Source organism: Halorubrum ejinorense (assembly GCF_055389685.1).
Genome location: NZ_AP043777.1, coordinates 1,780,277 through 1,798,460 on the forward strand (window position 1 = coordinate 1,780,277; position 18,184 = coordinate 1,798,460).

General features: G+C 68.5%; 18 protein-coding genes and 1 tRNA gene. 12 read left to right on the plus strand and 7 right to left on the minus strand.

The window, feature by feature from the left end:
- Positions 1-75: 75 nt before the first annotated feature.
- Positions 76-969: a hypothetical protein gene (locus ACZ5KW_RS10270; protein WP_343777787.1), complete on the minus strand. Its 894-nt coding sequence runs from the start codon at positions 967-969 to the stop codon at positions 76-78.
- A 164-nt stretch (positions 970-1,133) separates the two neighbouring features.
- On the opposite strand from ACZ5KW_RS10270, the gene ACZ5KW_RS10275 reads away from it, so the two are divergent.
- Positions 1,134-1,207, plus strand: a tRNA-Tyr gene (locus ACZ5KW_RS10275).
- A 297-nt stretch (positions 1,208-1,504) separates the two neighbouring features.
- Here ACZ5KW_RS10275 and ACZ5KW_RS10280 read toward each other — a convergent pair.
- Positions 1,505-2,071, minus strand: coding sequence for a MarR family transcriptional regulator (locus ACZ5KW_RS10280; protein ID WP_343777789.1), 567 nt, complete (start codon positions 2,069-2,071; stop codon positions 1,505-1,507).
- 260 nt (positions 2,072-2,331) lie between these two features.
- Between ACZ5KW_RS10280 and ACZ5KW_RS10285 the strand changes: the two genes are divergently transcribed.
- The 3 genes from ACZ5KW_RS10285 to ACZ5KW_RS10295 all read left to right on the plus strand — a co-directional run bounded on the left by ACZ5KW_RS10285 (position 2,332) and on the right by ACZ5KW_RS10295 (position 4,322).
- Entirely contained in the window at positions 2,332-2,484 is a 153-nt protein-coding gene (locus ACZ5KW_RS10285; protein ID WP_343777791.1) for a hypothetical protein, read from the plus strand.
- 86 nt (positions 2,485-2,570) lie between these two features.
- Positions 2,571-3,185 carry a thermonuclease family protein gene (locus ACZ5KW_RS10290; RefSeq protein WP_343777793.1) on the plus strand — a complete coding sequence of 205 codons (615 nt, stop codon included), beginning with the start codon at positions 2,571-2,573 and terminating at the stop codon, positions 3,183-3,185.
- A gap of 168 nt (positions 3,186-3,353) precedes the next feature.
- Complete coding sequence (locus ACZ5KW_RS10295) at positions 3,354-4,322, plus strand: aldo/keto reductase (protein ID WP_343777795.1); 969 nt, start codon at positions 3,354-3,356, stop codon at positions 4,320-4,322.
- Positions 4,323-4,415: 93 nt separating this feature from the next.
- Here ACZ5KW_RS10295 and ACZ5KW_RS10300 read toward each other — a convergent pair whose 3' ends face one another.
- Complete coding sequence (locus tag ACZ5KW_RS10300; RefSeq protein WP_343777797.1) at positions 4,416-5,111, minus strand: hypothetical protein; 696 nt, start codon at positions 5,109-5,111, stop codon at positions 4,416-4,418.
- 120 nt (positions 5,112-5,231) lie between these two features.
- Between ACZ5KW_RS10300 and ACZ5KW_RS10305 the strand changes: the two genes are divergently transcribed.
- Together ACZ5KW_RS10305 and ACZ5KW_RS10310 are read left to right on the plus strand one after the other, a co-directional pair.
- The gene (locus ACZ5KW_RS10305; protein ID WP_343777798.1) at positions 5,232-5,981 is read left to right on the plus strand and encodes a hypothetical protein; all 750 of its coding nucleotides are present in this window, start codon (positions 5,232-5,234) and stop codon (positions 5,979-5,981) included.
- A gap of 313 nt (positions 5,982-6,294) precedes the next feature.
- Entirely contained in the window at positions 6,295-8,238 is a 1,944-nt protein-coding gene (locus ACZ5KW_RS10310) for a DEAD/DEAH box helicase family protein (RefSeq protein ID WP_343777800.1), read from the plus strand.
- 79 nt (positions 8,239-8,317) lie between these two features.
- On the opposite strand, the gene ACZ5KW_RS10315 is transcribed toward ACZ5KW_RS10310, so the two are convergent.
- Both ACZ5KW_RS10315 and ACZ5KW_RS10320 read right to left on the minus strand, forming a co-directional pair.
- Positions 8,318-8,872 carry an adenylate kinase gene (locus ACZ5KW_RS10315; RefSeq protein ID WP_343777802.1) on the minus strand — a complete coding sequence of 185 codons (555 nt, stop codon included), beginning with the start codon at positions 8,870-8,872 and terminating at the stop codon, positions 8,318-8,320.
- Complete coding sequence (locus tag ACZ5KW_RS10320; protein WP_343777804.1) at positions 8,872-9,156, minus strand: DUF5789 family protein; 285 nt, start codon at positions 9,154-9,156, stop codon at positions 8,872-8,874. Before ACZ5KW_RS10320 ends, ACZ5KW_RS10315 begins: the two co-directional genes overlap by 1 nt.
- Before the next feature lie 158 nt (positions 9,157-9,314).
- Here ACZ5KW_RS10320 and ACZ5KW_RS10325 point away from each other — a divergent pair, with 158 nt between their 5' ends.
- The 5 genes from ACZ5KW_RS10325 to ACZ5KW_RS10345 all read left to right on the plus strand — a co-directional run bounded on the left by ACZ5KW_RS10325 (position 9,315) and on the right by ACZ5KW_RS10345 (position 14,430).
- On the plus strand, positions 9,315-11,078 hold the full coding sequence (locus ACZ5KW_RS10325) for a thiamine pyrophosphate-binding protein (protein ID WP_343777806.1): 1,764 nt from the start codon (positions 9,315-9,317) through the stop codon (positions 11,076-11,078).
- A 143-nt stretch (positions 11,079-11,221) separates the two neighbouring features.
- The gene (locus ACZ5KW_RS10330; protein ID WP_343777808.1) at positions 11,222-11,692 is read left to right on the plus strand and encodes a hypothetical protein; all 471 of its coding nucleotides are present in this window, start codon (positions 11,222-11,224) and stop codon (positions 11,690-11,692) included.
- Positions 11,693-11,776: 84 nt separating this feature from the next.
- Entirely contained in the window at positions 11,777-12,841 is a 1,065-nt protein-coding gene (locus tag ACZ5KW_RS10335) for a Gfo/Idh/MocA family protein (protein ID WP_343777810.1), read from the plus strand.
- 54 nt (positions 12,842-12,895) lie between these two features.
- Positions 12,896-14,098 carry a DUF418 domain-containing protein gene (locus ACZ5KW_RS10340; protein WP_343777812.1) on the plus strand — a complete coding sequence of 401 codons (1,203 nt, stop codon included), beginning with the start codon at positions 12,896-12,898 and terminating at the stop codon, positions 14,096-14,098.
- Positions 14,099-14,202: 104 nt separating this feature from the next.
- Positions 14,203-14,430 (plus strand): DUF7385 family protein, encoded by a 228-nt coding sequence (locus ACZ5KW_RS10345; protein ID WP_343777814.1) that lies wholly within the window; start codon positions 14,203-14,205, stop codon positions 14,428-14,430.
- 15 nt (positions 14,431-14,445) lie between these two features.
- Here ACZ5KW_RS10345 and ACZ5KW_RS10350 read toward each other — a convergent pair whose 3' ends face one another.
- Both ACZ5KW_RS10350 and ACZ5KW_RS10355 read right to left on the minus strand, forming a co-directional pair.
- On the minus strand, positions 14,446-16,104 hold the full coding sequence (locus ACZ5KW_RS10350) for an MATE family efflux transporter (protein WP_343777816.1): 1,659 nt from the start codon (positions 16,102-16,104) through the stop codon (positions 14,446-14,448).
- Between the two features lie 44 nt (positions 16,105-16,148).
- On the minus strand, positions 16,149-17,306 hold the full coding sequence (locus tag ACZ5KW_RS10355) for a mechanosensitive ion channel family protein (protein ID WP_343777818.1): 1,158 nt from the start codon (positions 17,304-17,306) through the stop codon (positions 16,149-16,151).
- Between the two features lie 124 nt (positions 17,307-17,430).
- Here ACZ5KW_RS10355 and ACZ5KW_RS10360 point away from each other — a divergent pair, with 124 nt between their 5' ends.
- Complete coding sequence (locus ACZ5KW_RS10360; RefSeq protein ID WP_343777820.1) at positions 17,431-18,177, plus strand: proteasome assembly chaperone family protein; 747 nt, start codon at positions 17,431-17,433, stop codon at positions 18,175-18,177.
- Positions 18,178-18,184 lie beyond the last annotated feature (7 nt).

Sequence of the window (18,184 nt, forward strand, 5' to 3'; positions counted from 1 at the left end):
CGTCTCGCGGCCCCGATTCTCGTCTCACTCCGTCGAGCGGTACCCCTTCAGAGCCGGTTTTTCACCGACCGATCGTCACTCCGCGAAGTCGGTGAGCGATCCGGAACCGCTGTCTCCTGACTCGTCGTCTTCCGATTCGTCGTCTCCCGATTCGTCGTCTCCAGGTTCATCGTCTCCCGAATCATCGGTTTCCGACTCGTCCGCGTCCGAATCCCCCCACGGGTCGTCGGGGTCAACCGGTTCGACGGCGCGGTCGAGTTCGGACTCGTCGTACTCGGCGTCCCCGTCGAGCAGCATCGCGAGCCGCTGCCAGCGGGCGCTCTGCTCGTCTTCGCCCTCCGGGCCGACCCGCGCGCCGTGAGTCTTGAAGAATCGGGTGCCGCGGCCGCGCTTGGACCCCTCGCCGGTGTGGCCGTCGAAGACGGCGTCGAACGCGCCCTCCGGTTCGAGGTCGCCGACCGGGAAGTCGTGGGCGGGCTCCTCGCCGCGCTCGCGGGCCTCGGCCCTGATCTCGGCGACCGCGCCGAAGTAGGCGTCCGCGTTCGACGCCTCGCGGGTCGAGCGGGCGCGGGCGGCCGCGAGGGCGGCGTGGATCCCGCAGAGTCGGCCTTTCCACGCGTCCGGCTCCCAGCGCTCGGTGGCGAGTTCCTCGTAGCGCTCGATGGTGAGCGCGACCTCGTCGCCCGCGCGGAGGTCCTCGACGACGTAGAGGTTGAGGCGGTCCCAGAGGTTCCAGGCGTAGCCGGAGCGGGCCAGCTCCCACGCGGCCCACGCGGCGACCTCCTCGTCCGAGCGGCGGACCGCCTTCTGGAGGAGGCTGGAGACGACGTAGCGGCTGTAGCCGCCGTCGGTCTCGTTCGCCTCCTTCTGCTCGCCGAAGTCGTTCTCGCCCGTCGCGTCCGGCGTCGTCTCGGTTTCGAGGCTCCCGTCCGACCCGAACGTCGCCTGTCTGTCGTCGCCGTCGGCCATGGTCTCGCTCCCGGCGGGAACGACTTAACTGCCGCGCGGCGAGGGCGGTCCGGTCGCGACGCGAGCGTGGGCTTCGAGTCCGGCGATCGGGGCCGCGGTACGGCGGATCACACCGGATTTGAAAGGGAACCCTTAAGTCGAATCCGGCGGCTATGTTTCGGTAACCGCCCTTAGCTCAGCCTGGTAGAGCAGTCGACTGTAGATCGACTTGTCCCCCGTTCAATTCGGGGAGGGCGGACTGAACCTCAGCAACCGTGAGCGACCGCGAGCGGTTGGCAGCTTTACTTTCGCCGAGGGATTAACTCGGGTTCGTCGGTCCCGAACCGCTTCTACGTGGGGGTAGCGCTGTCGCTGTCCGGCTTCGTGTTGATCTGGCCGTACTACCCGGCTACGGGCGCGGTTTCGCGTTTATCCGCTTGCTCGCCACGTTCGACGACGCGATCGAACATATGAGGTCGTATCCGACGCCGCTTGATCAGGTGTGGAGGCGATTGGTCCACCCAATCGTCATTCCCATCGGGGTGAAAGGCAGGCGCTAATCCTCCCGAAATCTCTTGACTGGGAAGTACTTCCACACGAGACTGTTAATTTTGGCCTGAATAGGAGACAAGAACGAGACAATAAGCCCCGTCAAAAATGATCCCAATGCGATTGTAGCATAGATCAGCGCTGGAATCTCAGACTCCTGTGTGATACTTAGTGAGAATCCAACATAGAAGGCAAAAACAACCAACGCACCAAGAATCAACGTAGCTCCGAGTAACGCAAAGGTACCTGGCACTGTCTCAGAGTGCTTTTTTATAATGCTCCACACATCTGCGTAGAAGATTCTTAGCGCAGTTGTTCCCTCCGTACTAGCGGGATTGTGTTCGTCTGTATCCCAAGCAAATACTGTCTGACCTTTGCGACGGTAGAGCCACTCCGAATCTTCCATATCGGTAACATGGTTACTGACCACCGTGGTCGAACAATCCATTTTCTCGGCAAGCTCTTCCTGCGTAAATCGCCGATTCGGATTATAATAAAGAAGCTCTGCTATCTCAAAAAAAGTATCCCCCTTTTGCTCGAATTCTTCATGGAATTCTTTTGGAAGTGTTCTCATGAATTCGTATAAGATAACAGGGAATAAAAATCATTGAGTCGGTGTTTACGAGTATTAATACCCCTGTTTATGTCGATAAACGGGTTTAGAAGGCCTGTGAAAGATGTTTCCGGTTTTTACATATGGCTCCTCTCTTACTATTCGCAATGTCAGAAAAAGAAGAAAGTCCGACTCCACGGTCGGAGTCAGAGGTCGATAAGCGAAAGTATAGACACAACAATCGAGCGCAGATTGATCCACGATTGGTCTTGGGAGGTGGTGTGCTCCTGATCCTCGCGGGGCCACTGCTAGTGGTGGCTGTCGACATCCAATCAGCACTAGCCTCAACTCCGGCATTCACAGGCGTGTCTGCTGCGATAATTGCGATACTGTTAGTAACAGCGATAGCCGCAGCAGCACTCGGTTTAGACTAAACTCGCCGAAATCGCTTGATTGCCGCCGACCGCGAGACTGACGCCGCCATCACCCGACTTTTCACAGCTCCCGGCGACGAGTACGTATGAGCGTTCGCTGGCGGCCGATCGCCGTCGTCCTCCTCGTCGTGCTGGCCGGCTGTGCCGGCGCGTCGGTCCCGGATGTCGGCTCCGACTCGCCGCCCGCCGATCTCGAATCACCACCCGACAACCCCGACGGCGTCGACCCAGACGATCCGGACGACACCGCCTGGACGGGCACCGTCGTGCGTGTCGTCGACGGCGACACGATGGAGGTCGAGTTCCCGAACGGCGAGGTCGACACCGTGAGGCTCCTCGGCGTCGACACGCCCGAGACGAGCGCCGAGTCGACGTCGCCCGGCGAGTTCGAGCGGATTCCCGACACCGACGCCGGCCGGGCACACCTCCGGACGTGGGGCGGCGAGGCGTCGGCGTTCGCGGAGTCGGAGCTCGCCGGCGAGGAGGTCACGGTCGTCACCGGCGGCGACCGCCGAGGGGGCTACGGGCGCCTGCTCGCGGTGCTGTACGTCGACGGCGAGGACTTCAACGAGCGTCTGCTCACGGAGGGGTACGCTCGGCTGTACGACACGGAATTCGCGAAGCGGGACGCGTACGCCGCGGCGGAGTCCGAGGCGCGGGAGCGCAAGGTCGGGCTCTGGGGCTTCGAGGAGTCGGGGTGAGCGACTGCGCGGCGCGAACGGGACCGACCGATTCGATCCGCAGACACGCGTTGCGGGCCGATTAGCGGTCGTCCGCGAGTCGGGCGTCAACCCTTCGGAGGGGAACCGATTCCCCCCGCGTCTGCCGGGTCGGGACGTTTTATTCCACCCGTGACCGACAGGGCTCACATGGAGTACACGACGCTCGGCGGGACGGGGGCGACGGTAAGCCGGCTCGCGCTCGGCTGTATGAGCTTCGGTAGCGGTCACGACTGGATGCTCGACGCCGAGGAGGGTCGCGAGCTGGTCGAGCGCGCGATCGAACTCGGAATCACCTTCTTCGACACGGCGAACGTCTACTCGAACGGCGAGAGCGAGGAGATCCTCGGCGACGTCCTCGCCGAGTACGACCGCGACGAGTTCGTCGTCGCCACGAAGGTGTACGGCGAGATGGACGAGTCGAACCCGAACTCCGGGGGCCTCTCCCGGAAGGCGATCGAACAGGAGCTGTCGAACTCCCTCGACCGGCTGGGGATGGACACGGTCGACCTCTACCAGATCCACCGGTGGGACGACGACACGCCGATCGAGGAGACGCTCGCGGCGCTCGACGACGCCGTGCGTCGCGGTGACGTGCGGTACCTCGGCGCCTCCTCGATGTGGGCCCACCAGTTCGCGGAGTCGCTTCACGTCAGCGAGCGCGAGGGGTACGAGCGGTTCGTCACCATGCAGAACCTCTACAACCTCGCGTACCGCGAGGAGGAGCGCGAGATGGCCCCCCTCTGCCGAAAGAAGGACGTTGGGATGATCCCGTGGAGCCCGGTCGGCGCGGGGTACCTCGCGCGCCCCTACGAAGATGACGACGCGACGACCCGCGGCGAACACGAGACGGAGCTCGGCCGTCCGTACCGCGAGGGCGGCGGCGAGGAGATCAACCGCCGCGTCGAGGAGCTCGCCGACGAGAAGGGGGTGAAGATGGCGCAGATCGCGCTCCGATGGGTCGCGGGCAAGGAGGTCGTGGACGCGCCCATCGTCGGCACCTCGAGCGTCGAGCACCTCGAGGACGCGGTCGAGGCGCTCGACGTCGACCTCACCGACTCGGACGTCGAGTGGCTCGAAGAGCCGTACGAGCCGGTCCGCGTCTCCGGACACGAGTAGCGCGGCGCGCCCCCGTTTCGAACGCCGATAGCGGCGCGACTACGCATCGCGGCGATCGCCACGCGGTCGTCACGCACGGGCCCTCGCGTCAGGTCACTCGTCGAAGCGGGCCGCGACCTCGCGTTTCGTCTCCTCGATCACGCGTCGCTCGGCCCGCCGCATCGCCCGCGTCGCCTCGTCGGTGTACGCCACCGAGACGCTCGGAAGCGCGCCCGCGAACGGCCCGCCCAGTACCTCTTCGGGGTCGATTCGGACCTCGAAGGCGAACGCGGATGGGAACTCCCGCAACACGCCGGTGAAGGGGAAGGCGTCCTCGACCAGCTCCGTCGCCTCGTCGCGGTCGAAGGCCCCGAGCGCCGCCGGCCAGAACGCGTCTTCCGGCCGGGCGACGATCGGTCGGAGCGCGTCGCCGAGCCGTCGGCAGCGCTCGACGACGGCCGCCTCGACGGCCGTCGCGGTTTCCGCCGACACGTCGTCCGCGAGCGCGTCGTGGAACCCGTCTTTCGCCACCAGTTCGTCGGCGTACGCGTCGACGGGGTCGTCGCCGCTCGCGTACCGGAGGATCACGTCGAACTGCGCGAGCGCGTCGTCGCGGTAGGCCGCGAGCTCCGGTTCGACGACGCGGCGCTCCAAGGCGTCGGCGCGGCTTCGGAGCCGGTCGACGACCGCGCCGCCCGGGCCGAGCCCGGTCCCGCGGAGCGCCCGCTCGACGCTGAACTCGGCTCTGGTCGCGTCCACGGCGTCGGTGAGGAAGGCGTCGAAGCCAGATCTCGCGGCGGCACGCGTCATAGGTTGAATACGGAGCGACCGGCAAAGTGGCTTCCGCGGCCCGCGACTGCCCCCGGCCGGCCGGTCTCACACCCTGTGTCGCCGTAACACACTTAAGAGCGCGCTCGGTACGGTGTCGTAGTGGCATCCCGACAGGGCGGGTCGGGGGACGCGGAGCCCCTCGGGCCCGGATCGACGGAGCGTCGGACCGCTTCCACGACCGCCGCCGCGAGCCGGCAGGCCGACGCGCGGCCCCGGTCGCCGCCGGAGTCGCCAGCGCGTCGCCGCGCTCGGGCCGGCCGAACCGATCAAAACGCGGAGTATCGATCGGTCGATCCGACACACGGCGGAGACGCCGCCACGCGAACCCCGGAGGACCCGCCGGTCCGCGACCCCGGGCTGTACGCGCTGACGGATCACTTCCGCGAGCGTCTCGAACAGCCGGGTCGGTACGTCTCGACGCGCACCGTGAGCGACGCGATCCGCGAGGGACAGCTCCGCTGGAACAGCACCGACGGGTGGCGGTTCGCCCTGGTCGAGGGCGGCGTGCGCTTCGTCGTCGTCGTGAGCGACACGGAGACGAACTCCCCCGTCGTCGTCACGGGCTGGACCGAGGTCGCCGACCGAGAGGCCGCGCTGGAGGCGACGCGCTGGGACGGCGTCGACGTCGACACCATCGCCGTGCGGGCGGCGCTCTCGGAGTCGGCGTCGACGCCGATCCCGGACCGGATCCGCCCTCGGACCGTGACCCGACCGTTCGAGGTCGGCGAACACCGCCTCGAAACGGCTCCCGGCGACCCGTTCGTGCGCTGTACCGACTGCGGCTGTCGGTTCCGCTCGAAGGAGGGGATCACCTCGCGCCGCTGTCGAAAGCAGTCGCCGGGGCGGTAGTTCGCGACGCTATTTATAAACGAAATCCGACTTTTCACGCGATTTATGAGTGGCGACACGATGCGGCGGCGCGTGCCCCCGAGCGTCCGAAGGATGCGAGGCGCACGCGCGAGGGAGTCGCTGGCGCCGGCGGCGCCAGCGACGAGGCTTTGGAGGCGTTCGGCACCGATCCGCAGTCAACAATTTATACCCGAGCGGCTGGGGCTTCGGCGGTGTTCACCCCGGTAGCCACCCGTCGCGATCTAGCGACCGTCTCCGACTCCTCTCGTCCGGTGACGCTATCCATTTCCGCGTCGCGGCCGAAGCGATGGTGATGACCGACGACACCGGCGACGACGCCGGCGACGCTCCCACAGAGGACGCGGCTACCGACGACGCGGCTACCGACCCAGACAGCTCTGACGCCGAACTCTCCTTGGAGCGCTTCCACGAGGCGCTCGAAGCCGAGGAGCGACCGGTCGCGACCGCGAGCGAGGTCGCCCGACGGCTCGGAACCACGCAGGCGGCGGCCCGCGACGCGCTCGGCGCGCTCGCCGACCGCGGCGACGTTGACCGCCTCGACGTCGAGGCCGACCCCGTCGTCTTCTACCCGCGCGACTGGGGCGCGCTGGCGACCCGGGAGCGCGTCGTGGTCTTCCCCGAGCGCCGAGAGATCGTCGTCGACCGACCGACGCAGTACACTCGCGCGCGACTGTCGCAGTTCGCGCACCTCGTGGACACCTCCGGGACCGAGCCGGGTACGCGCGGGTATCTCTACCGGGTCAGACAGGAGGACGTGTGGGCCGCGCCGTACGACGACGCCGACGCGCTCGTCGGGGCGCTCCGCTCGGTGCTGCCGCGGCGGTTCGAACACCTCGAAGAGTGGGTCCGCGACCAGTGGCGTCGGGCGCACCGCTTCAGGCTGTACACGCACGCGGACGGCTACGTCGTCCTCGAAGCCGCCTCGGAGAACCTGATGGGGAACGTCGCCGACCAACACCTCGACGACGAGCACCTCCGCGCTCCGATATCCGACACCGAGGCGTGGGTCAACGAGGGCGCGGTCGCCGCGATCAAACGCGCGCTCTACGACGCCGGCTACCCCGTCGAGGACGACCGCGACCTAGAGACCGGCGACCCCGTCGAGATCGAACTCACGACCGACCTGCGCGACTACCAGGAGACGTGGGTGGAGACGTTCCTTGACCGCAAGTCGGGCGTGTACGTCGGGCCGCCGGGCTCCGGCAAGACGGTCGCCGCCATCGCGACGATCGCCGCGGTCGGGGGCGAGACCCTCGTGTTGGTCCCCTCCCGCGAACTGGCCGACCAGTGGCGCGACGAGCTGCTCGAACACTCGACGATCGACCCCGGGGACATCGGGCTGTACCACGGCGGGACCAAGGAGATCAGACCGGTCACGATCGCGACCTACCAGATCGCCGGGATGGACCGCCACCGCTCGCTGTTCGACTCCCGGAAGTGGGGCCTGATCTGCTTCGACGAGGCACATCACATCACCGCCCCCGTGTTCTCCCGCTCCGCGGAGCTACAGGCCAAACATCGGCTCGGGCTCTCGGCGACCCCGGTCAGCGAGACCGACAGCGAAGAGGAGATCTACACCCTGATCGGGGGACCGATCGGCGCCGACTGGGACGCGCTCTTCGAGGCCGGCTTCGTCCAGGAGCCCGAGGTGGAGATCCGGTACGTCCCGTGGCGCGACGAGATGGCGCAAAGCGAGTACGCCGCCGCGGACGGTCGGGAGCGCAGACGCGTCGCGTCGGAGAACCCCGCGAAAGTCGAGGAGATCCGTTACCTGCTGGCGGCTCACCGCGACAAGAAGGCGCTCGTGTTCGTCGAGTACCTCGACCACGGCGAGGCCATCGCGGACGCGCTCGGAGCCCCCTTCATCAGCGGCGAGACCCCCCACCACGAACGCGCCGAACTGTTCCGGCGATTCCGTGCGGACGGCGAGGCGGGCAGCGATCGCGGCGGCGAAACCGCCCACGACGACGAGTCGCTCGACGTCCTCGTCGTCTCCCGCGTCGGCGACGAGGGGATCGACCTCCCGAACGCCGAACTCGCGGTCGTCGCGAGCGGGCTCGGCGGCTCCCGGCGTCAGGGGTCACAGCGGGCGGGCCGAACGATGCGACCGACCGGCTCCGCGCTCGTGTACGTCCTCGCGACCCGCGGCTCCAGCGAGGAGGAGTTCGCCCAGCGACAGATGCGCCACCTCGGTCGGAAGGGCGTCCGCGTCCGCGAGACCAACGTCGCTGAGTAGTCCGCGGGGCGGTGCTGCTCGTCCCGCTCGCCCGGCCGGCGGTTTCGCTCGTCAAGGCCGGCCCATCGCGATCGGCAGTTCAGAGCGCGTCAGCCAAGCGCTCGGCCGCGTCCTCGAGTTCGCCCTCGTTCTCGATGAACCGGACGGGCGCGTTCTGGTCTCTCGCGTACTGGAGCGCCGCGGATCGGTTGAGGTCCTGTTCGAAGTCGATCTGTCGCTCTGTGACCCCGTCGAGGTCGCGGTCGCTCTCTCGACGGCGTTCGAGGATCGTCTCCGGGTCGGCTTCCACGAGGACGAACGCGTCCGGCGAGACGTCGTGGAGCACTTCCGCGGGGAGCCCTTGGACGTACCCGGTCAGGGTTTCGACCGCGAGGTGCGTCGAGAGGAGCACGTTCGTCTGCTCCGCCTCCTCGGCGACGAACTCGCCCGCGCGACGCTGGAGCCGGCGCGTCTCGGTCTGCGAGATCCGGCCGAGTTGCGCCCGTTCGGTCGTGATCCCCATCGTCGCCGCCTGTTCGAGCATCACGTCGCCGAAGTTGATCAGCTTGTACCCGTCTCCGAGCCCGCGCCTGACCGCCTGACAGACGCTGGAGAGACCGACGCCGTTGACCCCCGACACGAGCGTGACGGACATCAGAAACTCACCTCGTTCTCCTCGTCTCCCGGCATTCCGCCGCGGTCGTCGTAGTAGCGGCGGCCGATGAACTGGGCGCCGACGAGCATCATCAGGGTGTCATAGAGGTCGTCGGCCGAGTCGAACGTCTCGACGTCGGACCGCTCGATGACCGCTCGAATCGTCGTTGACTCTCCGTCCGGCGGTGAGAGCTCAGTCTCACCGACCGTCTCCAACACCGCGCTTCTGGGCGCCGGAAACTGTAGTTTCCTCGCGAACAGGTCACGGGTCTCTGGTAAGCGCATACATACCATTTGACAGCTCACGCGAACATAAGTGTACATGTACACGCGGTAAGGCCGGCTCTCTCGTCGGTCTGCCCTCGACCGCGTCGGGCCCGCTGGTCCGGCCGCGACTCGCCGGAGGGCGAAGCTTTCAACACGCATTCCGGTGACTTCGCGACATGGACGCCCACGAGCCCTCGCCCGACGCCGACAGCGAAGACGGCCCGACCCCGACCGTCGCAGAGGCGGTCGTCGACGCCATGCTCGACCGCGGCGTCGACACCGTCTTCGGCATCCCGGGAAAACAGACCCTCCCGCTGAATCGGGCGCTCGCCGACCGCGACGCGCGCTTCGTCGTCGCCCGCCACGAGACCGCGGTCACCCACCAGGCGTGGGGATACGCCGAAACGAGCGACGCGGACGGCATGGCGGCCACCTGCGTCGTTCCCGGCCCCGGTGACACGAACGCGATGAACGGGCTGAAAAACGCCGCCAACGACTGCGTCCCCCTCCTCCACCTCGCCGTCGAGACGGAGCGGTCGGTCCGCGGCGGCGACGGGATTCACGAGACGCCGCCGGAGACCTACGACACCGTCGTCAAGGAGAACGTCCTCGTCGACTCGCCCGCGGGCGCGGTCCCGGCGGTCGCCGAGGCGATCCGGACCGCCCGCGAACACCCGCAGGGACCGGTCCGAGTCGGGATTCCGAAGGACGTGCTCGCGAGCCGGACCCGCCAGCCGGCCGTCGGCGACCGCGACCCGACCCCGTCCCCCGCACCGCCCGCGGAGGCGGTGAGCGAGGCAGCTGCGTTGCTCGACGACGCGGCGACCCCCGTCGTCCTCGCCGGCGGCGGCGTCCGGCGGTCGGGCGCGAGCGACGCCCTGCGGTCGGTCGCGGAGGGGCTGGACGCGCCGGTCGTGACGACGTACAAGGGGAAGGGGACGCTCCCGGAGAGCCACCCGCTCTCGGCCGGCGTCCTCTGCGGGGGCGCGAGCACCGAACTCCGCGACCTCCTCGCGGGGGCGGACGTGGGGCTCGTCGTCGGCTCCGACCTCGACGCGGTCGCGACCGCCTCGTGGTCCGTCTCGATGCCCGAGACGCTGGCCCACGTCACGCTCGACGGCGACGACATCGGGTTCGGCTACGAGGCCGACCTCGGAGTCGTCGCCGACGCCGACCGCTTCCTCCGGGCGCTCGACGAGCGACTGACCGAAGGCGCGATCGGCGGAGGGACCGAGTCCGGGGTCCGCTCCGGCGCGGAGCGCGCGGAGTCAGTTCGCGCGGCCGATCGAGAACGCTTCGCGGCGCTCACGGAGGCGGCCGACGATCGCGACGACGGCGGGGAGACCGCCGACCCCCGTCGGCTCCGCTCCGTCGAGGTCCTCTCGGCGGTGCGCGACGCGGTTCCCGAGGAAGCGGTCGTCACCGCCGACGCGGGGGGGTTCAGGCTCTGGACGCTGGTCTCCTTCCCCGCGTCGGGGCCTCGCTCGTACGTCAACCCCGGCTCGTGGGCCACGATGGGAACCGGGCTCCCCTCGGCGATCGGGGCGAAGCTGGCGAACCCCGACCGCGACGTCGTCGCGCTCACCGGCGACGGCGGGCTCATGATGTGCGTCCACGAGCTCCACACGCTGGCGAGCGAGGGCATAGATGTCACGGTCGTCGCGCTCAACAACGACGACTACGCGATCATCAGCGAGGAGGCGTCGCGCTCGTACGGGTTCCCCGACGCGAGCTACGGCTGGCAGGAGACCGGGCTCGACCTCGTCGCGGTCGCGTCGGGGATGGGCGTGCCCGCGGAGCGCGTCCGCGACCGCGACGCCGTCGCCGAGGCGGTCGAACGGGCCCGGGACCGAGACGGCCCGGCGCTCGTCGAGGTCGTCACCGATCCGACAGAGCCGCAGGCGAGCGAGTGGATGACCGGACGGCTACCCGACGAGTGACTCTCGGGGCCGATCTATCCGTCGACTCCTTCGGGGCCGATCCGGCCGCCGACTCTCCCGGAATCGCTCCGCCACTCCGTTTCACGCCGAGCGTTTCCGAGATCTGAAGCGATCTATATCAACGCCGACCGCCGAGTGCGAGTATGCGCAACCCGTGGGTTCACGACGACGTTCCGGACGACGCCGGGAAAGGGTACGACGGCGGCGTCGGCCTGCTGGCGGCGACCATGTGGGGGGCGTTGGTCCTGTTCGTCGGCGGGTTCGTCCTCCTCTCGGGGGCCGGCGTCGTCGACCTCTCGCTCGCCGAGTCGATCGGCTCGGTGGTGACGGGGGTCGTCGCCGCGCTCGCGCTCGCGTTGGCCCTCCCGATCCTGTTGAAGCTGCTCGCGATCTCGCGGGCCCTCGCCGCGCTGGCGTTCTTCGTCACCGCGGCCTCGGTCGGGCGGTTCGTGGTCGCCCGCGAACCGGAGCAGTTCCGGGCCCTCGTCGACGCGGGCAACGGACTCGCCGAGAACGCCGGCGCGCTCGGTGGCCTCTTCGACTTCGTCGACTCGATGGCGCCGGCGGCGGTCGACGCCGCGCTCGCGGCCGTCCTCGCGACGCCGATCGCGTGAACCTGCGGAAGCGGCGCTGAAACTCTATCTCCGTCCGCGTTCGGATGACGTGAGCCTTAACACCGACCGTCGTGAACGCCGCCCATGACGCATCCGAACGACGTCGCCGTCGGGATCGTCGGTCTCGGCGGGATCGGGTCCCACCACGCGACGAAGCTCACCGAGCGAGGCGCGAACCTCGTCGGCGGAATGGACATCGACGCAGACGCCCGGGCGCGGTTCCACGAGGAGTTCGGCCTCCACGCATACGAGGACGAGGACGACCTCTACGACGACTGCGACGCCGTGTTGATCACCACGCCGAACCGCTTCCACGAGGAGTACGCGACCTCGGCGCTTTCGGCCGGCCTCGACGTACTCTTGGAGAAGCCGCTGGCGCACACGCTCGAGAGCGCCGAGCGCATCGCGGAGGCCGCCCGCGCCGCCGAGGGGTTCTGTATGGTCGGGTTCAACAACCGGTTCGCGGAGCCGGTCCAGGTGGTCAAACACTACCAGGACGAGGACCGGTTCGGCGAGACGACCCACGTCGAGGCGAACTACGTGCGCCGGCGCGGCGTGCCCGGCCGCGGGTCGTGGTTCACGTCCGCGGACGTCGCCGGCGGCGGCGCGCTCATCGACATCGGTGTCCACGCGATCGATCTGGCCCTCTACTTCCTCGATCACCCCGAGGTCGTGGAGGTCTCCGGCGAGACGCGCTCGGAGTTCGGCGGCCGCGACGACTACGCGTACGTCCACATGTGGGGCGACGACGCCGGCCCCGAGGGGTTCGACGTGGACGACTCCGCGTCGGCATTCATCCGGGCCGAAGACGGCTCCACGGTCTCGCTGGAGGTCGCTTGGGCCACGAACCGGCCCGCGACCGACGAGTTCGTGGTCCGCGGCACCGAGGCGGGGGCGACGTTCGACCGCGGCAGCGACGACCTCACGATCCACGAGGCGGGCGTCGGCGGCGGCCACCACCTCACCGACGCGAGCGTCGAGACGCGCGAGGGCAACGGCCACGCCGCCGAGCAGGCGACGTTCCTCGAAGCGGTCGCCGAGGGGGAGCAGCCCGCGATCAACACCGTCGAGGAGGGGCTGCGCGTCCAGCGCGTCATCGACGCCATCTACCGGTCCTCCGAGACCGGGGCGGCGGTCCGGCTGGACTGAGTCGACCGCGATGGGAACCTATTCGGTGCTGGGGGTCGTTTCGCCGCACAACTCGTGACCAGCGATCCCGGCCCGACGCCGCCCTCCGAACGGATCACCAGCCTCGACGCGCTCCGGGGGTTCGCGCTGCTCGGTATCCTCGTCATCAACATTCGCGTCTTCTCGATGCCGGAGGCGACGCTGTTGAACCCCAACGTGTACGGCGATTTCACCGGCGCGAACTACTGGACGTGGTTCGTCGGACACGTCTTCGCGCAGTCGAAGTTCATCACCGTCTTCTCGGCGTTGTTCGGCGCCGGCGTCCTGCTTTTCATCGAGAGCAAAGAGGACAAGGGCCAAGACGCCGCGCGGCTTCACCTCCGCCGGACCGCGGTGCTGATCGCGATCGGGCTCCTCCACGCGTACCTCCTGTGGTACGGCGACATCCTCGTGACATACGGGCTCTGCGGGCTGTTCCTGCTGTTCGTCCGCGATCTCGACGCGCGCCGGCTCGCCGGGCTCGCCGGGATCTTTCTGCTGTTCGTGCCCGCGATCGAGCTGTTCGCCGCGGTGTCTATCGGCGGCGAGGCGATCGCCGGTCAGTGGATGCCCGCGGAGACGGCGATCCGCCAGGAGGTGGCCGCCTACCGCGGCGGGTGGCTCGAGCAGATGAGCCACCGCGTCGACTCGTCGCTCCAGCGACAGACGAGCGGCTTCATCGGGGCCAGCTTCTGGCGGGTCGGCGGCGTCATGCTGCTCGGCATGGCGCTGTACCGGTGGGGCGTGTTGACCGGCGAGCGCTCGACGCGGTTCTACCGGCGACTCGTCGCGGGCGGCGTCGTCGGCGTCGCGGTCGTCGTGGCCGGGGTCGCGTACATCGAAGCGAACGACTGGAGCGCCGGCGCCGCGCTGTTCTGGCGGCAGTTCAACTACGTCGGGAGCCTGCTCGTCGCCGGCGGGTACGTCGGGGGGGTCACCCTGTTCGTCCGCTGGCGCGGCGAGGGGTTCGTGACTACGGCGCTCACCGCGGTCGGTCGGACCGCGTTCACGAACTACTTGCTCCAGACCGTCATCGCGACCACGATATTCTACGGGCACGGCCTCCGCCTGTTCGGATACGTCAGCCGCGTCGAGGCGATCGGGATCGTCGTCGCGGTCTGGGCAGTCCAGATTCCCCTGTCGGTGGTCTGGCTGCGGTACTTCCGGTTCGGGCCCGTCGAGTGGGCGTGGCGGACGCTCACCTACGGCGAGGCGCAGCCGATGCGGATCGACGGATAGCCCCCGCTCGGACGGCCCGCCCGAAGCGGTCGCTCGTCCGCTCACGTTCTCCGAACTGAGACTCGCGAGGACACGTTCAACACCCTTCCGCCGAACGCTCGCCCATGACTGACTTCGACGTTCACGACCACCGCCACGAACTGAAACAGCTCCGCGACGCGGGTGCGACGAGCCTCTGGGAGAACCGCGAGGACGTGCCCTGCCCGGTGTGTGACGGCGTTTTCTCGCGGTTGTTCGTCAGCCGACAGCGGGGGACGACGTTCCCCGAGAACGACGGCGCGCGCTTCTGTCTCCTTCGCGACGACGACGCGGTGTACCTGTTCAGGCACTGAGTTCGACCGAGCGACTCAGTCGTCGCCGACGGGGTCGTCGCTCACGGGGTCGACGTCGATGTCGGGCTCGTCGATGTACCGCTCGGTCCACGTGCCACGGGAGAACCAGATGACGCCGACGATGGCCCCGAGGACGTTTCCGAGCGCCATCCCGACCCACACCCCGGTCTCGCCCCAGTCGGCCACGAAGACGAGATACGCCACGCTCGCGACCCGCCCCACCCAGAGAGTGAGAATCGAGATGACCATCGCGGTCTTGGTGTTGCCGGCGCCGCGGAAGGCGCCGAGGATAACCTGCGAGACGCCGATGAAGGCGAACTCGACCGACCGGATGCGGACGTACTCGACCGCGTAGCCGATCGTCGCCGGGGCGTCCGGCACGTCGCCGAGGAAGACACCCACGATCGGTTCGGTGAACGCCACGGCGACGACCGCGACGAGGAACATCACGCCCGCGCCGGTCGTGGCGGCGAACTTCACGGCCTTGGCGGCGCGGTCGGCCCGGTTCGCGCCGAGGTTCTGGCCGACCATCGTGTCGATGGCGCGGCCGAGTCCCATCGCGGGGAGGAAGACGAGCGAGATGAGGCGGTTCCCGAGCCCGTAGGCGGCGACGACGGGCGGCGAGAACGTGACGATCATCGCGGTGAGCGTGATCATCGCGAGCGCGCTCGTCGTCTGCTCGACGCTGGACGGGAGCCCGAGCCGGAAGATGTCGCGGATGAAATCCGGGTCCGGAATCAGGTGACCGAAGTTCACGTCGGGGCCGTACCCGGTTCCGAACAGGACCCAGAGCCCGATGGCGGTCGCGACGCCCCGCGAGAGGATCGTCGCGAGCGCGGCGCCCTGGATGCCGATCCCGGTGATCCCCGTCGCCGAGAGCAGGGTCGCCTCCAGTGCGACCGGGTCGAGCGCGGCGAGCCCCGGAACCGCCGCGAGCCACTCGAACAGCGGGTTCCCCTCGAAGCCGAAGATGAAGAACGGGTCGAGGAGGACGTTCAGAAGGACGGAGACGAACATGACCGCCATCGGCGTCCGCGTGTCGCCGTAGCCGCGCATCAGCGCCGAGAAGACGAAGAAGCCGAACATCAGGGGGATCCCGAGGAAGATCACTTCCATGTAGTCGGCCGCGAGCGGGATCACCGTCGCCGCGGTCTCCGCGTCGCTGGGCAGGAGTTCGAGGGCCGGCCGGGTGTAGAAGTAGCCGCCGATCCCGATGAGCACGGACAGCACCGAGACGGTGAAGATCGTCTGCCCGGCCACGAGCCCTGCCGAGCCGTCGCCGTCGGCGCCGGTGTACTGCGCGACGAGGATCGCCCCCGCGGTCGTGAAGCCGCCGGCGACCGCGATCAGCAGGAATATGAGCGGGAACGCGAGGCTGATCGCGCCGACGGCCTCGGCCGACAGCCGACCGAGGTAGAGGGTGTCGACGATGTTGTACGTCACCTGTAACAGCTGAATGACGACGATCGGCCACGCGAGGCGGAACAGCGGGCGGAGGAGGCTTCCCTCGGTGATCGACTCCTCGTCGACGTGGTCGGGAGACGCGTCGCTCGGCTCGTCGTCGCGTCCGTCGCTCGGTTCGCCGTCGGGTCCGTCGCTCGGCTCGCCGTCGGGTCCGTCGTCCGGACCGTCGTCAGAGGGGTCTGTCGGGTCTTCAGCGGGCTCGTCGCTCACTGCTGTAGCAACGCTTCGCGGGCGCTATCAGACTTCCGATCCCGTCACCGCTCCGACCTGTCGCTTTCGCGATCCGGGGAGAGATCGCTCCGCTGACCGGCTGTGGAGTCAGATCCTGACTGGTCGCGATCGGTTCCGCCGTTCTCGGGGACGGTCCCCGTTCCGGGCGTGTTGCCGCCCTCCGAGGGCGCGGGAGTCTCGTCGCCGGCGGGGACTCCCGTCGGTTCGTCGGGCTCGGGGCGTCCGGTCGACTCATCGAAGCCGGCGGCCGGGACGGGGTCGGGGTTCGGATCGGCGTCGACGCGCGCGACGCCGGAGGTGTCGTCGAAGACCAGGTGCCGGTGCGGGTACGCCATCTCGACGTCCGCGTCCGCGAGTCGCTCGCGGATCAGCGTGTTCACGTCGGACTGGACCTTCGCCAGCTTGTAGGGTTTCTCGACCCAGTATCGGAGCCGTAACAGGACCCCGTCGTCGCCGAACTCGTGGAGGCGACAGTCCGGGCCCGCCATGTACCGCGCCACGCCGATGCGGATGTCGGGCCCGCCGTCGATGACGGCGTCGCAGTCGCGCGCCGCGCGCTCGATGAGCCGCCGCGCCTCCGGGATGTCGCTCTCGTAGGTGACGAGCACGTCGATCGACCGGCGGGTCCGCTCGTCCTCCGCCGAGAGGTTCGTCACGTCGCGTTCGCGCATCGTCCCGTTCGGCACGACGAGGAAGGTGTTGTCCAGCGTGAATATCTTCGTGTACCGGATCGTGATGTCCTCGACGAATCCCGCCGTCCCGTCTTCCAACTCGATCATGTCGCCGATCTCGAACGGCTGGTCGGCGAGGACGAACACGCCGTTGATGAAGTTCCCGACGATCGGCGCGAGAATGATACCGATGACGGCCGAGAACACCGCGGTCCCCAAGAGGAGGTCCGCGAACTGGAACCCGACGGCGTCGAGGCCCACGAACAGCGCAATGCCGATCGTCCCCGCTCGCACGCTGCGCACGATCGTCTGCGCGACGCTCTGTCGCGACACGCGGCGAGCCACCGGTCGGCCGATCAGCCTGACGAGGAAGTTCGCGACGACGACTCCGGTGGCCACCGCCAAAGCGACCGTCAGAACCTCCGCCCCCGGAAGGTCCGCGAACCGAGAAACCAACCCGCCGAGTCGCGAGAGAACCCCCGCGGTCGCCGCACCCTCCGGAACGGTCATAGGAATTCGCCGTCGGCCATCCGAAAAAGCGTTTCTGCCTGTCGGCGTTCACGGGTGCGGAGGCAGCGGCCGGCGGGGCGAGAAGCGGGGGAACCACTAACAGGCCGCTGAGCGAAGGGACGGTATGTCACGACCGCCAGCGGACTCGACGACGCCGCGGTTCAGCGTCGAACACGATTCACAGCCCGGAGACGTACTGATAGCCGGCTTCTCGTCGTTCGGACTCGCCGGCCTGACCGCGGTCGACTACCTGGTCGACGACCTCGACCTCGAACCGACCGGCCACGTCGCGGTCGACGGGATCCCGTCTATCACGCCGTTCACGAAGGGCGTCCCCCGGCACCCGATCCGCCTGTACTCCGCACCGGACCTCGACGTCACCGTCCTGATCGCAGAGCAGTTCGTCCCGCCGTTCTTGGGCGCACTGCTCGCGGACTCCCTCCTCGACTGGACCGAGGCCGACGGCGTCTCCGAGATCGCCGTGCTGGCCGGGGTCCCGATCGCCCACGGCCCCGACGCCCACCGGACGTTCCACGTCGCCACCGAGGACTACCGCGAAGCCCGCCTCGACGACCGCGACGTGCCCGCGATGGAGTCCGGTTTCCTCGACGGGGCGAACGCCGCTCTGCTCGAACGCGGACTGGACTCGCCGCTCGGCGTCGGGGTGTTCGTCACCCCGGTTCACGCGCAGGCGCCCGACGTCGACGCCGCGGTGCGACTCGTCGACACCGTGAACGCGGTCTACGACCTCGGCGTCGACGCGGCCCCACTCAAGGAGTTCGCCGCCGAGATCCAGCGCCGCTACGAGGACTTGGCCGAGCGGATGGAAGAACGGGAGCCCGAAGGCGGCTACGACCGCATGTACATGTAGCCCGGCC